This window comes from Streptomyces sp. NPDC020742 (assembly GCF_040641675.1).
In the GTDB taxonomy this organism is placed as follows: domain Bacteria; phylum Actinomycetota; class Actinomycetes; order Streptomycetales; family Streptomycetaceae; genus Streptomyces.
The window spans coordinates 490,203-504,671 of record NZ_JBFAEA010000001.1 but is presented as its reverse complement, the minus strand read 5'-3'; the positions used below and the strand labels follow the sequence as shown (position 1 = coordinate 504,671).

At 71.4% G+C, this 14,469-nt stretch carries 12 protein-coding genes; 4 read left to right on the top strand and 8 right to left on the bottom strand.

The window, feature by feature from the left end:
* Positions 1-2: 2 nt before the first annotated feature.
* From AB0G84_RS02120 to AB0G84_RS02105, 4 genes are all read right to left on the bottom strand, one after another.
* Positions 3-2,006, bottom strand: coding sequence for an ABC transporter permease subunit (locus tag AB0G84_RS02120; RefSeq protein WP_361314136.1), 2,004 nt, complete (start codon positions 2,004-2,006; stop codon positions 3-5).
* Positions 2,007-2,172: 166 nt separating this feature from the next.
* Positions 2,173-3,264, bottom strand: a complete 1,092-nt coding sequence (locus AB0G84_RS02115; RefSeq protein WP_361315081.1) for a glycine betaine/L-proline ABC transporter ATP-binding protein — start codon at positions 3,262-3,264, stop codon at positions 2,173-2,175.
* 32 nt (positions 3,265-3,296) lie between these two features.
* A complete protein-coding gene (locus AB0G84_RS02110) occupies positions 3,297-4,838 on the bottom strand; it encodes a GMC oxidoreductase (protein ID WP_361314134.1) in 1,542 nt (513 codons plus the stop codon).
* 119 nt (positions 4,839-4,957) lie between these two features.
* The gene (locus AB0G84_RS02105; protein WP_361314131.1) at positions 4,958-6,466 is read right to left on the bottom strand and encodes an aldehyde dehydrogenase family protein; all 1,509 of its coding nucleotides are present in this window, start codon (positions 6,464-6,466) and stop codon (positions 4,958-4,960) included.
* A gap of 252 nt (positions 6,467-6,718) precedes the next feature.
* On the opposite strand from AB0G84_RS02105, the gene AB0G84_RS02100 reads away from it, so the two are divergent.
* The 3 genes from AB0G84_RS02100 (at position 6,719) to AB0G84_RS02090 (ending at position 8,497) form a co-directional block, all read left to right on the top strand.
* Positions 6,719-7,531: a hypothetical protein gene (locus AB0G84_RS02100; protein WP_361314128.1), complete on the top strand. Its 813-nt coding sequence runs from the start codon at positions 6,719-6,721 to the stop codon at positions 7,529-7,531.
* A 91-nt stretch (positions 7,532-7,622) separates the two neighbouring features.
* Positions 7,623-8,207: a Uma2 family endonuclease gene (locus AB0G84_RS02095; protein WP_361314125.1), complete on the top strand. Its 585-nt coding sequence runs from the start codon at positions 7,623-7,625 to the stop codon at positions 8,205-8,207.
* A gap of 80 nt (positions 8,208-8,287) precedes the next feature.
* The gene (locus tag AB0G84_RS02090; protein WP_361314123.1) at positions 8,288-8,497 is read left to right on the top strand and encodes a DUF5988 family protein; all 210 of its coding nucleotides are present in this window, start codon (positions 8,288-8,290) and stop codon (positions 8,495-8,497) included.
* 39 nt (positions 8,498-8,536) lie between these two features.
* On the opposite strand, the gene AB0G84_RS02085 is transcribed toward AB0G84_RS02090, so the two are convergent.
* From AB0G84_RS02085 to AB0G84_RS02070, 4 genes are all read right to left on the bottom strand, one after another.
* On the bottom strand, positions 8,537-9,481 hold the full coding sequence (locus AB0G84_RS02085) for a hypothetical protein (RefSeq protein ID WP_361314121.1): 945 nt from the start codon (positions 9,479-9,481) through the stop codon (positions 8,537-8,539).
* A 2-nt stretch (positions 9,482-9,483) separates the two neighbouring features.
* A complete protein-coding gene (locus AB0G84_RS02080; RefSeq protein ID WP_361314118.1) occupies positions 9,484-9,858 on the bottom strand; it encodes a hypothetical protein in 375 nt (124 codons plus the stop codon).
* The gene (locus tag AB0G84_RS02075) at positions 9,845-11,677 is read right to left on the bottom strand and encodes a hypothetical protein (protein WP_361314116.1); all 1,833 of its coding nucleotides are present in this window, start codon (positions 11,675-11,677) and stop codon (positions 9,845-9,847) included. Before AB0G84_RS02075 ends, AB0G84_RS02080 begins: the two co-directional genes overlap by 14 nt.
* 256 nt (positions 11,678-11,933) lie before the next feature.
* Positions 11,934-13,457, bottom strand: coding sequence for an MFS transporter (locus tag AB0G84_RS02070; RefSeq protein WP_361314113.1), 1,524 nt, complete (start codon positions 13,455-13,457; stop codon positions 11,934-11,936).
* Positions 13,458-13,560: 103 nt separating this feature from the next.
* On the opposite strand from AB0G84_RS02070, the gene AB0G84_RS02065 reads away from it, so the two are divergent.
* Positions 13,561-14,460, top strand: coding sequence for a helix-turn-helix transcriptional regulator (locus AB0G84_RS02065; protein WP_361314110.1), 900 nt, complete (start codon positions 13,561-13,563; stop codon positions 14,458-14,460).
* Positions 14,461-14,469: the final 9 nt, after the last annotated feature.

Below are 14,469 nucleotides of genomic sequence, written 5' to 3'. Positions count from 1 at the left end.
GGTCAGGCTCCCTTCCCCGTCGTACGGCGTTCCGTGGGCTGGGTGACCCGGTCGAGCATCAGGCCCAGGCACACGATCGCCACACCCGCGACCAGGCCGAGGGCCAGGTCTCCAGTGGCGAGGCCGGTGACGACGTCGTAGCCGAGGGCACCGCCGCCGACCAGGCCGCCGATGATGACGACGGCGAGGACCAGAACCACGCCCTGGTTGACGGCCAGCTGCAGCGCGGGCCGGGCCAGCGGGAGTTGGACCTGGCGCAGGATCTGCCAGCGGGTGGCGCCCAGGGAGCGGGCCGATTCCATCGCCGCGGGGTCGACCTGGCGCAGGCCCTGGGTGGTGATGCGGATGACCGCAGGCAGCGCGTAGACGACGGCCGCGGCGGCGGCCGGGGCGCGGCCCACCGCGAAGAGGGCCACGACCGGGATCAGGTACACGAACTGCGGCATGGTCTGCATCACGTCGAGGACCGGGCGCAGTATCGCCTCCAGCCGCTTGCTGCCGGCGGTCAGGACGCCGATGCCGAAGCCCAGCACCAGGGTGACCGCCAGGGCGGCGAGCACCTGGGAGAGGGTGTTCATGGACGGCTTCCAGATGCCCAGCACCCCGATGGCGGCCATCGCGAGGACGGCGGTCAGGGCGGTGCGCCAGGTGCCGATGACCCAGGCCAGCGCGGCGACGATGAGCAGCGTGCCGTACCAGGGCAGCGCGGTCAGGCCGTCCCGCAGCGGGTTGAGCACCCAGTCGGTGAAGTGCGCGGCCCAGTCGGCGGTGCCGCCGACCACGGGGATCCCGGAGTAGAGGTGGTTGACCATCCACTCCTTGAAGTCGTTGACGGGGCGGGCGATGTCCACGGCCCAGCCGGTCGGCCAGATCAGGGAGCCGGCCGCCCGGCCGGCCAGGGCGAGCACCGCGGTGATCGCGGCGATGCCGGCCCAGGAGCGCCAGCCGCGCAGCCACGCGGGGCCGCCGGCGGCGGCGCCCGAGCCGAGCCGGGCACCGGCCGCGGCGGTGGTGCGGTCCATGACGATGGCCAGCAGCACGATCGGGACGGCGGCGGCGAGCGCGGCGCCGACGTCGACCGAGGCGAGCGCCTGGTAGACGCGGTCGCCGAGACCGGCGGCACCGATCATGGAGGCGATCACGACCATGGACAGCGCCATCATGATCGTCTGGTTGACGCCCAGCAGCAGTTCCTTGCGGGCCAGCGGCAGGCGGGCGGTCAGCAGCCGCTGCCGGCCGGTGGCGCCGAGCGAGGAGACCGCCTCCAGGACGCCCGGGTCCGCGCCGCGCAGGCCGAGCGCGGTCAGGCGGGCCATCGGCGGCGCCGCGTAGATCACGGTGGCCAGCAGGGCGGCCGGTACGCCGATGCCGAAGACCAGCACGACGGGCAGGAGGTAGGCGAAGGCCGGCAGCACCTGCATGGTGTCCAGCACCGGGCGCAGGATGCGGAAGAGCCGCTCCGACAGGCCGGCGGCCAGGCCCAGCAGGGCGCCCACGGCGACCGAGGCGACGACCGCCACGACCATCAGCGCGAGCGTCTGCATGGTCGGGACCCACATCCCCAGCGCACCGCTGACCAGGAAGGAGACCAGTGCGGTGACGGCAATGCGGAGGCCGGCCACCCGCCAGGCGACCAGCGTGACGCCGGCCGTCACACCCGCCCAGCCGAGGGCGAGCAGCAGCATGTAGACGACGCGTACGGAGATGACCACGGCGTTGGAGAGGTGGCCGAGGAAGTACACGAACAGCCAGTGGCTGTCGCGGTTGTCGATGATCCAGTCGCTGGTCTTGCCCAGCGGGCCGGAGACGTCGACGGTCAGCGCCGACGGCCAGGCCGCGCCCGGCCAGGCGTGCTCCACCAGCGGGACGATGACCGCCGCGGCGACGGCGAGCAGCAGGAGCTTGGCGAGGCCGCGGCGGCGCAGCAGGGCCTGGGCCGGGCCGGCCTTGGGGGCGTCGGCGCCGAGGCCGCGCTGAGCCGCGGGGGGTGCGGACACGGTACTCATGCGCGCCCCCTTTTCACGGTGCCGGCGGGCACGTTCAGGGCGGCGGCGCGCTGGGCCTCGCGCCACTGGCGCAGCAGGGCCGTGCGCAGGCGGGCCCGGGGGGAGGCCGCGGGAGCTCTGGAGCCGACGGCGCGTATCGCACCGCCGCGGGGGGTCGCGGCGTACATCATGCGGCCACCTCGCCCTGCTGGGGCTGGTCGATCCGGGCGACCACGTTGAGCAGGCAGGCGTGGTCGACGATGCCCAGGCAGCGGCCGTCCTCGACGACGCGGGCGGCGCCGCCGGAGCGGGCGACGGCCTCGATGGCGTCGGCGATCAGGGTGTCGGCGCCGAGCGCCGGGCCCTCGTCGGCCTCGCCGTCCTTGGCCGGGCGCATCGCGCGGCGCACGGTCAGCACCTGCTCGCGCGGTACGTCACGGACGAAGTCGCGGACGTAGTCGTCGGCCGGGGAGCCGACGATCTCCTCGGGGGTGCCGAGCTGGACGATCTCGCCGTCGCGCATCAGGGCGATCCGGTCACCGACCCGCAGCGCCTCGGAGAGGTCGTGGGTGATGAAGACCATCGTCCGGCCCTCCTCGCGGTGCAGGCGGACGACCTCCTCCTGCATATCGCGGCGGATCAGCGGGTCGAGGGCGCTGAACGGCTCGTCGAACAGCAGGACTTCGGGGTCGACGGCGAGCGCGCGGGCCAGGCCGACGCGCTGCTGCTGACCGCCGGAGAGCTGCCCGGGGCGGCGCTTCTCCAGGCCGGCCAGGCCGACCTTGTCGACCATCTCGTTGGCCTTCTCGCGGCGCTCGGACTTGCCGACGCCCTGGATCTCCAGGCCGTAGGCGACGTTGTCGACGACGGTGCGGTGCGGCAGCAGGCCGAAGTGCTGGAAGACCATGGCGGCGCGGCGGCGGCGCAGCTCGCGCAGGGTGGCCTTGTCCATGGCGAGCACGTCCTCGCCGTCGATCTCCAGGTCGCCGCTGGTCGGCTCGATCAGCCGGGTCAGGCACCGGACGAGGGTGGACTTGCCGGAGCCGGACAGGCCCATGACGACGAAGACCTCGCCCTTGTGGACGTCGAAGGAGACATCGCGGACGGCGGCCACACAGCCGGTCTTCTCGCGCAGTTCCTGGACGCTCAGCCCGGCGACGGAGGTGTCGTCGGGGATCTTGTCCGCTTTGGGGCCGAAGACCTTCCAGAGGTGTCGGACGGAGAAGACGACCTCCCGGTCCTCCTCCGAAGTCCCGCTGTCGTGACGGGCGTTGGGCATCTCCGATGCGCCGGCCGGGGTGGTGGTGGCCATCACGCATCACCTCCCTGGGTCGGAGCCTTATGAAGCAGGTCAGCGCACTTCTCCCCCACCATGAGCACGCCCAGCATCGGGTTGACGGCCGGCATCGTCGGGAAGACCGAGGCGTCGGCGATCCGGATGCCGTCCAGTCCGCGGATCTTCAGCTCGGGGTCGACGACGGCGAGCCGGTCGTCGGCGGCGCCCATCTTGCAGGTGCCGGCCGGGTGGTAGACGGTGTGCGCGGCCTTGCGCACCAGTTCGCTGATCTCCGCGTCGTCGGTCACGTCCGGACCGGGGAAGACCTCGCGCTTGAGCCACTTCTTGAACGGCTCGGCCTGGGCGACCTTCCGGGCCAGCTTGATGCCGTCGACCAGGGTCTGCCCGTCGTAGTCGCCCTCGTCCTCGAAGTACTTGAAGTCCAGGGCGGGCTTGACCTCGGGGTCCGCGGAGGTGAGGTAGAGCCGGCCGCGGGAGCGGGACTTGGGGATGTTGGGGGTCATCGACACCCCGTGCTCGGGCCGCTCGTAGCCCAGCCGCTCCGGGTTGTCGGTGAAGGGGATCTGGTAGAAGTGGAACATCAGGTCAGGGCCCTTGTGCTCCGGGTCCCGCTTGACGAAAAGGCCCGCGTCGGAGTCCATCGCGGAGTTGCCCGGGATCGGACCGTCGGTCTCCCAGACGATCACCGACTCGGGGTGGTCGATGAGGTTCTCCCCCACGCCCGGCAGGTCGAGCACGCACGGCAGACCGAGCGCCTCCAGATCCTTCTTCGGCCCGATGCCGGAGTGCATCAGCAGCCGGGGGGTGTCGACGGCGCCGGCGCAGACCAGCACCTCGCGGGCGGCCTCGACGTAGACGTCCTCGCCGTCCTTGGTGCGGACGTGGACGCCCTTGGCGGTGGTGCCGTCCAGTTCCAGCTTGTGCGCCCAGGTCTCCAGCATCAGCGTGAGGTTGGGGCGGTCGCCGGCCTCGATGTGCGGGTGCAGGTAGGCGACCGAGGCGGAGGAGCGCTTGTTGTTCTCCGGGTGGTAGGAGAGGTCGAAGAAGCCGACGCCCTCGTCGAAGGGCTGGTCGTTGAAGCCGACGACCTCGGGCACACCGAGGGCGGTCTGCACCGCCTCGATCCAGTCCGACGCGATCTGGTTCTGGTCCTTCTTCGCCACCCGCACGATGTTGTTGCGCAGCTTGCCGAAGTAGGGGTCCATCTCCTCGGCGCCCCAGCCGGCCGCGCCCGCCTCCGCCCACTCGTCCCAGTCGGACGGCAACGGCTTGAAGGAGATCAGGGTGTTGTGCGACGAGCAGCCGCCGAGGACCTTGGCCCGGCTGTGCAGGATGTGCGAGTTGCCGCGCGGCTGCTCGGTGGTCGTGTACTCGTAGTCCAGCTCGCCGCCGAGCAGCCCGAGCCACTTGCGCAGCGTCAGGACGTCCTCGCGGTCGATGTCGGAGGGGCCACCCTCGATCACGGCGACGGTGACGTCCGGGTCCTCGGTGAGCCGGGAGGCGATGACGGAACCGGCGGTACCGCCGCCGACAACGACGTAGTCGTACACGGGCATGGGGGTCGATCTCCTTCTGCGAAGGTCACAGCTGACGCTGCGTCGCACGTTCTGCAAGGGGGAGCGGGACTGGGCGGCGGGGCCGGCGCCGCGGGGGAATCGGCGCCGGCCCCGGGGCGTCAGCCCGCGAACCAGCGCACCGGCTCGGGCCGGAGGTTCTCGTAAATGTGCTTGCTCTCGCGGTACTCGTCCAGACCCGAGGGGCCGAGTTCCCGGCCGATGCCGGACTTGCCGAAGCCGCCCCACTCCGCCTGCGGGAGGTAGGGGTGGTAGTCGTTGATCCACACCGTGCCGTGCCGCAGCCGGGCGGCGACCCGGCGGGCGCGCGCGGTGTCGGCGGAGAACACCGCGCCGGCCAGGCCGTACTCGGTGTCGTTGGCGAGCGCGACCGCCTCGTCCTCGGTGGTGAAGGTCTCCACCGTCAGGATCGGGCCGAAGGTCTCCTCGCGGACCACCTTCATCTCGCGGTGGCAGCCGTCCAGCACGGTGGGCGCGTAGAAGTAGCCGGTGGCCGGGCGGACGTCGGACGGCTCGGGGCGGGTGCCGCCGCAGCGCAGCTGGGCGCCCTCGGCCAGGGCGGAGGCGACGTACGCCTCGACCTTGTCGAGCTGCTGCTGGGAGACGAGCGGGCCGCACTCCACGCCGTCCTCGGTGCCCCGGCCGAGCTTGATCTTCTCGGCGCGGCGGGCGAGTTCGGCGACGAAGCGGTCGCGCACCGACTCCTCGATGATCAGTCGGGCACCGGCCGAGCAGACCTGGCCGCTGTGGATGAAGGCGGCGTTCAGCGCCTGGTCCACGGCGGTGTCGAAGCCCTCGTCGGTGGCGCAGGCGTCGGCGAACACCACATTGGGGTTCTTACCGCCCAGCTCCAGCGCGATCTTCTTGGCGCCGGAGACCGCCGCCGCGCCCGCCTTCGTCCCGCTGACCAGGCCACCGGTGAAGGAGAACAGGTCCACGTCCGGGTGCTCGGCCAGCCGCTGGCCGACGGGGAGGCCCGCGCCGGTGACGATGTTGGCGACGCCGTCCGGGAGTCCGGCCTCGACCAGCAGCTTCACCAGGTGCACGGTCGACAGCGGGGTGACCTCGCTGGGCTTGACCACGAAGGTGTTGCCGGCGGCGAGGGCCGGGGCGATCTTCCAACTGGCCTGGAGCAGGGGGTAGTTCCAGGGCGTGATCAACGCGCAGACGCCGACCGGCTCGTGCACGACCACGCTGTGCACGTCCGCCGAACCGGCGTCGACGACCCGGCCGCCGCTCTCGTTCATCACCACATCGGCGAAGTACCGGAAGGCGTTGGTGACGTCGTCGACGTCGACCCGGCCCTCCTCCAGCGTCTTGCCGGTGTCCCGGCTCTCGATGAGCGCGATCTCCTCGCGGTCGCGCTGCAGCAGGTCAGCGACCCGGCGCAGCAGCGCGGAGCGCTCGGCCACGGCCGTACGGGGCCAGGCGCCGGCGCCGCCGTCGAAGGCGCGGCGGGCGGCCGCCACCGCCGCATCGGCGTCCTCGGCCCCGCCCTCGGCCACCACCTGGAGCGTTGTCGCATCGGCGGGGTCGAGGACCTCCCGCGTGGTGCCGGACGCAGCGGCCCGCCACTCCCCGTCTACGTGAATGGTCTCGCTTGCCGACACGTTGCTCTGCCTTCCGGTTCCTGAAGTGTTCCCACTGGTGCAACCACTGGCGTCACCAGCAACGGGGACCCCTCCCCGGAAGCTCCGGACCTATGCCCAGACGTTCATGGAAAGTGAGCCGAGTCACTGAAAGTGCGAAGGAATGTCCCGGAACGTACCCTGAATAGCCGTATGTCCTTGAGCGATGTACAGACAAGGCTGTGCATCCGTCCTGCATCCGTCGCACGCCCCCTCCGTACCGGAGGTGCCGAGATGACCAGCAGACGCCGTGCCGTCGCCGCCACCGCCGCCCTCAGCTGCGGAGCGGCCCTGCTCGCCGGGGCCGCCTGTACGGGCGCCGCGGCGGCCGACGACCCCGACGGCGAGGGGGACCTCGCGGGCAAATCGGCCCAGCAGATCTCCGATGACGCCCTGCACGAGCTCACCACCGCGACCTCCCTCCGCCTGCGCACCCAGACCTCCACCGACCCCACCAAGCTCGACCTCACCCTCGACCGGTCCGGCAACTGCACCGGAGCCATCAGCAAGGGGTCGCTGGGGAGGGTGGAGCTGATCAAGCACGGCGACCAGGTGTGGATGAAGCCGGACGCGGCCTTCTGGAAGAGCCAGTTCCCCGGCAAGAAGGGCACCGACGCCGCCGCGAAGTACCGGAACACCTTCCTGCACGGCACCACCCGCGACAGCTTCCTGGGAAACCTCTCCCAGGCCTGCGACCTGGCCGCCTTCCAGAAGTCGGCGAAGCCCGAGAAACCCCCGTCCGGCGCCCCGTCCGGCACCCCCGGGCCGTCGGCCACCCCCACCCTCACCAAGGGCCGCCCCACCGTCCAGGAGGGCACCCCCGTGCTGCCGGTGGTCAAGAAGGCCGACGGGGCCGTGCAGACCCTCTACGTCGCCATCAGCGGCAAGCACTACCCCCGCAAGCTCACCGCCGAGGTCGACCACCAGACCGCCACGATCCTGCTGAGCAACTACGGCGACCCGGTGTCCACCAAGACCCCCGCCCCCGGCGACACGGCCGACATCTCGGTACTGGAGGACGCGCTACAAGGGACACAGGCCGCGTGACCCGCACACACGGCACGTGACCGTTCGCACATACGTATCGTTGAACCGTGCGGCTCCCCGCGCCCGCGCGGCAGCGGGGAGGAGCGGCACGGTGACCATCGAACTGACCGACAGGACCGAGATGGCCGAGAGCGGCGAGCTGGACGACTGGTTCGAGCGGCTGGAGCAGGCGCACATCCCCGAGGGCTACAAGGTGGAGATCGTCGAGGGGAACGTGCACATGGCGCCGCAGCGGGACGTCCATTGGCAGACCATCCGCAGGATCGTGCGGGCGCTGGAGGACCGCTTCGGGATGGACGCCCCGGTCACCTCCGACGTACGGATCGATTTCCCCGGCGAGTTGAACGGCTTCGCCCCTGACGTCGCCAAGTTCGCCGACGATGCCGAGAAGGACGAGCTGGGCCGCTGGCGCTACCAGGATGTCGAGTTCGTCGCCGAAGTCATCTCCAAGGGCACCGCGGCGAACGACTACGGCCCGAAGAAGAAGGTCTACGCCGCCGCCGGGGTCCCCGTGTATGTGATCGTCGACCCTTATCTCGGCTGTTGCCACGTCTTCACCCGCCCGCGGGGCGACGACTACATGAGCGACCTCACCCTCAAATACGGCGAGCCCATCGATCTGACCGGCAGCTTCGCCGACCTCACCCTTTCCACCGAAGAATTCCCCCGCGACTGACCCCGGCGACCGCCCGGCCCCGTCACCCGCGCTGCCGAACCGGACGGGCCGGATGCGGTGGGCCGGACGAGAATGCAGGCATGGCTGACACAGCGGTGAAAGCGGTGCTCGAAGGCGGCCCCGAGGAGCTTCCCGAGCGGATCGTGCCGGTCGATCCGCCCGGGGCCGAGCTCAAGATCCCGTTCCGGAACGGCTACGAGCACTTCCGGGCCACCAGCCGGCAGAAGCACACCGCCGAGGGGCCGCTGCCCGTCTACGAGTGGTGGGAGCGCACGGAGCTGCCCGGGTAGGGACCGGCCCCGCGGGCCCGTGTCCGGCGGGCAGCGCGCTCAGCTGCCGGGAACGAAGCTCCGTAGGACGTTCTGCTGGGTCCCCTCCTGCTCCGGCCAGTCAGCCTCGGGGCCCAGGACGAGTACGGCGAACTGGCGGCCGTCGGCGACGGTGAAGGCGCAGTCGACGACCTTGACCCGCTCGTGGAGACGCTCGCTGTCATAGGCGTAGACCAGTTGGGTGGCGTCGGTGCCGGGACCCGGGTACCCCAGTGGTTCGAGGCTTATTTCCTGGTAGCCGGGGTTGCCGGACAGCCCCCGCGACGCCGTCTCCAACGCCTCGTACGGGGTGGTGTCCGGTTCGCTGACCTCGAAGATCTGCAACAGTCCGCGGTCGTCCGGGGCGGTGTAGAACACACCGGTCCGGCGTTCGCTGCGCTTCCAGGTGCTGGGTACGGCCAGGGTGAAGCCCTTCTCGTCGTGGACGAGGCGGTAGCCGTCGGGCAGCTCGGTGGAGAGGGGGGTGGGGGTCCCGGTGCCGGCCGTGGCACCGGACGAGGCACCGGTGGGCGAGGCGGTGGTGGTTGCGTGGTCCGAGGCGGTGGCCTTGGTGCGGGCCGCCGGGCGGGCGACGGCCGGAGCGTCGCCGGGGTGGCCCCAGAGCAGATAGCCACCGCCGGCAGCCGCCGCGATCACGGCCACCGCCACACCGGCGACCAGCGCCGTGCGGTGTCGGAAGCCGGCTGCGGGCTCGTCGGCCGGTAAGGGGGCGTAGCGGGAGTCGGGGGCGAAGCGCAGTTCGGTGGCGGGCGAGGGGACGGTACCCGCCGGTGTCCCGCCCGCCGACGGCCCGCCCGTCGGCGTACCGCCCGTCGGCGTACCGCCCGCCGACGGCGCGAAGGTCGGCCGGGGCGGCATCGGGCCCGTGTAGGGCGCGGGGGGTGGGGTGCCGTCCTCCCAGCGCTGGGTCTCGTTGTTCCAGCGGGGCTGGCCGCCGTGCTTCACCGTCAGCCTCCCGTCAGGGCCGCGACCGCCTGGGTCACCGCCGCGCCGGAGGCCAGCAGGCCCACCACCGCGCCGGCGTCAGCGAGCGCCGCACGGAGCCGGGCCAGCCGGCCGGGGCCCGCCGCACCGCTGTCCGCGATCTCCGCTTCGGTCTCGGCGAGTTCCCCGCTCAGGGCCGTGATCTGCGGGCTCTCCACCGCCCGGGACAGGTCGTCGCGCAAGGCACGGACGGCGCGCAGCAGTTCCTCCTGCGCCGGGTCCGCCGACGGTGCCGCCTGGCCCTCGTAGTGGGTCACCGTGTTGTGGTCGCCGATGGCGAAGGCACCCCGGACGCTGCCGATGTGGATGCCGTTGCCGCGCTCGTCAGCCGTTGCCACGCTGGGCACTTCCCTTCTTCTCGGCGCCGCGCCGGGGGGTGGAGTGGTGGGTGATCGTGTTGTGGTCGCCGATGCCGACGGCGCCCTGGGCGGACTCGACGTAGACGCCGCCCTCGGCGACATGCACGATCCGCTGCTCGAACTCGTCGGTCTGGTAGCCGGCCTCGCGCAGCGCCGTGGTCACCCCGGCCGCCACCCGCTGCTGAACGGTCTTCAGATAGCGGGCGACATCCATGTCCTGGAAGAGCGAGGACTCCCCGTACGAGCCCAGCTCACGCACGGAGACGCCGGGGCCCTCGGGCAGCGCCGCGCCGTGCCCCGCGGTGGCCAGCCGCCAGGCCGACAACAGACCGCGGGCCAGCGTGCCGAGTGCGCGACCGGCGGAGCGTGGCGTGCTTCCCAGCGCCCACACCGCCTTGCCGAAGTGGTGATGGTGACGGTACTGGTGGGCGAGCCGGTCAGCGTCCTGGAAGCGCTGCCGCAGCGGCCACAGCACATGCGGCGCGACCTCCAGCATCAGCATCCCGCCCTGGGTGTGCACCCGGACGAACAGCGTGACGACGACGCCCTCGTTCCAGCCACCGACCCGGATGCGCAGGAAGTGCCGCCGGGTCTCGCCGCCCTCCTCCACCGCGGCCACCCGGTGCTCCTCGAACGCCGCCGGGGCGTACGGCGCCGCCGCCCGGGTCGGCAGCCCCTCGGCCGGGAGGAAGACGCACTCGTCGATCTCCAGCGCGCGCAGCCGGTCGCGGACCGCCGCCGCCGACTCCGGCGAACCGTGCGGGGACGGCACCCGCAGCGCCGCCACCAGCGGCACGATCCGGGCCAAAATGGCGCCGTTGTCCAGCGGTTCGGCCTCCTGGTCCGCCCTGGGGCTCAGCTCCACCGACAACGACCAGGTCTTGTACGGGTCGCCGGCCCCGCAGAACGGGTTGGCGGCCCGGTACATCACCAGCGGTCCGTGCTGTTCGGTCCGTACCCGGTCCCGCAGCCGCTGGAAGCGGAGGCCGTCGGCGCGCTCCGCGGGATCGGACATGACGTCGGGGAAGCGCTCCCGGGACAGTTCGTTCGCCAGTACCCGGGCGAACTGCCCGCGTTGCAGCGCGACCAATACGGCCAGTGCCACCGGCAGCAGCAGCGCGACCCACACCCCGAACAGCATGCCCACCGCCGCTCCGCCGCCCCCGTACGAGGACCCGAAGCCGCTGTCGTAGCCGTAGCCCCCCGTGGAACCACCCGTCAGGGAGCCCAGCAGTTCCGGCAGCAGCGTGACGAACGGCGACCGCGCGCCCAGCAGGCCGATCCCGCCGGCGAACGCCGCCACCAGCAGCGACACGTAGAAGAAGGCCAGCGTCAGCCGGCCGTACCAGCGCAGTACGAAGGAGAGGATGCGGGCCGGCCCCGGCAGGACCGGTGACCTGCGGACGACGCGGGCCACCGCCATGAGGACAACGGGGAACGCATAGAGCGCCGCGAGTCCGGCCGACAGCGGGAGGGCCACGAGCCACAGCAGCAGGATCGCCGCCGCCCAGCCGAGCTGGAGCCGCCGGGCGCGCAGCGCGTGGGCCAGCACCCGGGCGGCGTCGATGCCCAGGGAGGGCGCGGCGAACCGCTCCTCGTGGACGTACAGCTCGTCGATGACCGCGTCACGGAAGGCGTCGTCCAGGTACGTGCCGGCGCACAGCAGCCGGGTGGCCTCGCTGGCACCCGGCGGGGTCGGCGGGAGCTGCGGCGGGGGCGGGACAACGCCGTCCGGCTTCCGTAACCGCTGTGGGCCGTCCGGGTCGCCAGGCTGGGCAGGCACATCCGTCCGAGTCATCGGCTTCCCCCATAGCAACACCAACGAACCATCGCCGCGGGCCTGTTGGGCGGATGAGCTGCGGTTCCGGCCACGGCGGTACAGAAGCCGCAGCATAGGGGAGCGGAGCGTTCCGTGTCAGCGGGATAACACAAGGTCGCCACGCGGGCTGCGGAAAACCATCAGTGCCAGGCGCTCTCGCATGTGGTGGGTTCGTTGTCAGGACGTTCCTCGACCTCCACCCCGCCTCAGCACATGACGGAAGCCGTCTCCGTCATCACACTCGGGCCTTCTCGCCCATGTCCTGCGCCAGGGGCTCCGCACCGTCATCGGCTGTGCTGGGGAGGGTCTTCGGCATCCAGCGCAGGGCGAGGAAGCCGAGTGTGCCGTGCAGGACGCCGGCGACTATGGCGGCGACATGCAGGCCGGTGACGAATGCGGTCTTCGCGTCACTGATCACCTCGGGTGCCAGGCCGGGGATCTGGAGTGTCCCGCTGAGGGTGTCGGCGATGTCCGGTCCCTGGATACGGAAGAGCAGGGCGGCGAGCGAGCCGAGGAGCGCGATGCCGAGGGCGTTGCCGATCTCGTTGCTGGTTTCGGCGAGCGCGGCCGCGGACCCGGCACGTTCCGTGGGCACGGCGGCGACGGCGGTATCGGCCACCACGCTGAACGAGATGCCGTAGCCGAGCCCGGCGACGACGGTCGAGACGACGTACCAGACGATGCCACCGGAGACGCTGGTGGGCACCAGCAGGAGCAGCCCGATGGCGACGCAGAAGTGGCAGGTGAGGAGCGCCGCCCGCTTGCCGATGCGCCCGACCAGCGCCGGAGTGACGATGCAGGTGACAGTGAGGACGGCGGCGCCAGGCAGGGCGAGGAGAGCCGCGTCCAGGACGGACAGTCCAAGCACCGACTGGAGGTAGCTGCCACCGAGGTAGGCGGCAGCCGACCACGCCATCAGCGGAAGAAGCCCGGTGATGATCGCGATCGTGAACACCCGGTCGCGGAACAGGCCGAAGTCAATCAGCGGATACCGGAGGCGGCCTTGCCGCCGAGCGAACCAGCCCAGGATGACGATGCCGGCGATTCCCGCGCCGGCTGAGGTGGCCGTCAGCCCCTCTGTGGCGGCGTGCTTGACCGCGTAGACGGTCAGCAGCAGGCCCACAGCGGAGAGCAGGACGCTCCAGGCGTCGACGTGGCCGGCCCGGGGGGCACGCACTTCGCGGAGCAGCACCGGGGCCAGAACCAGGAACAGCACAACGACGGGCAGATTGACGAGGAAGACCGATCCCCACCAGAACCGGCTCAGCAGTTGCCCGCCGACGACCGGCCCGAGGGCGAACCCTGCGGCGAAGGTGGCTGCGAAGATCCCGATCGCCCTTGCTCGCCGGTGTGGGTCGGTGAACAGTTCGCTGAGTACCGCCAGCACCGACGGCAGCAGAGTGGCACCGGCCACGCCCATCAGCGCGCGGAAGGCGATCAGTAGTTCCGGGCTGGTCGCGAACGACGCTCCCGCCGAGCCGATGCCGAACGCCGCCGCGCCGATCATCAGCAGCTTCAGCCGGCCGTAGCGGTCACCGATGCTGCCGAACGAGATGAGCAAGGACCCGACCGCGAATCCGTAAACGTCCAGGATCCACAGGGCCTGATCGGCGGTCGGCGAGAGGGCCTCGGTGACCTTGGGCATCGCCAAGAACAGCACCGAGCCGTCCATCGCCACCAGCAACACCGGTCCGAGGATCACCAACAGGCCGAGCCACACCCGAAGACCGGGCCGGTGAACTACACGCTGTCCGTTCATGCCGTCGACCGTGCAGCGCCACCCGCTCGGCGACCAGACCCACGCCATGGGTACACCTCACAGGGACACCTTGAACAGACCCGCGCCGCCTACGCTGAAGGTCATGGAGCTGGAGAGCCTGGGGACGTATCTCAAGACCCGCCGGGACCGGATCACGCCCGCCGACGCCGGACTGCGCACCTACGGCACCACCCGCCGCGTACCGGGTCTGCGTCGCGAGGAGCTGGCCCAACTCGCAGGCGTGAGCGCCGGGTACTACGTCAGGTTGGAACAGGACCAGGCCGGCACCGCCTCCCAGCAGGTCCTCAACGCGCTCGCCCGGGTCCTCCAGCTCGATCCGGCCGAGACGGCCCACCTGCACAACCTCGCCCACCAGCCCGCCACACCCCGCCTCGTCCGGCCCGGCCCCGAAACACCACACCCACGAGTACTGGCGCTGTTGGCGTCCCTGGGCGAGAGCACACCGGCCGTCATACTCGGCCGCCGCGGCGACGTATTGGCCTGGAACCGCACCGGACACGCCCTCGTCGCCGAACACGTCGACTTCGACGCCCCCCACCACCTCGCGCGACGGCCGTCCATCCCCCGGATGTTCTTCCTGGACCCCCTTACCCGCGACCTCTTCCGAAACTGGGCAGAACTCGCCCAAAATCATGTCGCCTACCTGCGTCTGACCGCGGGCCGTTACCCCACCGATGCGCGACTGGCCGAACTGATCGGTGAACTCGCCATGCGCAGCGACGACTTCGCTGAGCTATGGGCCGCAGGCGACGTCGCGGACTGCACCGTGGGCACCATGCTCGTGCAACACCCCACCGTCGGAGCGCTCAACATCGACTACCAGGTGTGGCTTCAGCCTGAGAGCCCCGGCCACCGGCTTGAGGCCTACACCCCCAATGACGCCGCCTCGGCCGACGGGCTGCGCCTGTTGGCCAGCCAAGTCGCTACCCCCGTTGCGGACGGCAGCGAGCTGCCGGAAGTGGCCCCCCACGTCGACGCGTGACACGGCTGC

Bases quoted from the DNA above. Each gene is read 5' to 3' on its own strand.
- AB0G84_RS02075 (WP_361314116.1), bottom strand. From the start codon at position 11,677: ATGACTCGGACGGATGTGCCTGCCCAGCCTGGCGACCCGGACGGCCCA.
- AB0G84_RS02100 (WP_361314128.1), top strand. From the start codon at position 6,719: ATGACCAGCAGACGCCGTGCCGTCGCCGCCACCGCCGCCCTCAGCTGC.
- AB0G84_RS02065 (WP_361314110.1), top strand. From the start codon at position 13,561: ATGGAGCTGGAGAGCCTGGGGACGTATCTCAAGACCCGCCGGGACCGG.
- AB0G84_RS02090 (WP_361314123.1), top strand. From the start codon at position 8,288: ATGGCTGACACAGCGGTGAAAGCGGTGCTCGAAGGCGGCCCCGAGGAG.
- AB0G84_RS02115 (WP_361315081.1), bottom strand. From the start codon at position 3,264: ATGCCCAACGCCCGTCACGACAGCGGGACTTCGGAGGAGGACCGGGAG.
- AB0G84_RS02120 (WP_361314136.1), bottom strand. From the start codon at position 2,006: ATGAGTACCGTGTCCGCACCCCCCGCGGCTCAGCGCGGCCTCGGCGCC.
- AB0G84_RS02070 (WP_361314113.1), bottom strand. From the start codon at position 13,457: ATGAACGGACAGCGTGTAGTTCACCGGCCCGGTCTTCGGGTGTGGCTC.
- AB0G84_RS02110 (WP_361314134.1), bottom strand. From the start codon at position 4,838: ATGCCCGTGTACGACTACGTCGTTGTCGGCGGCGGTACCGCCGGTTCC.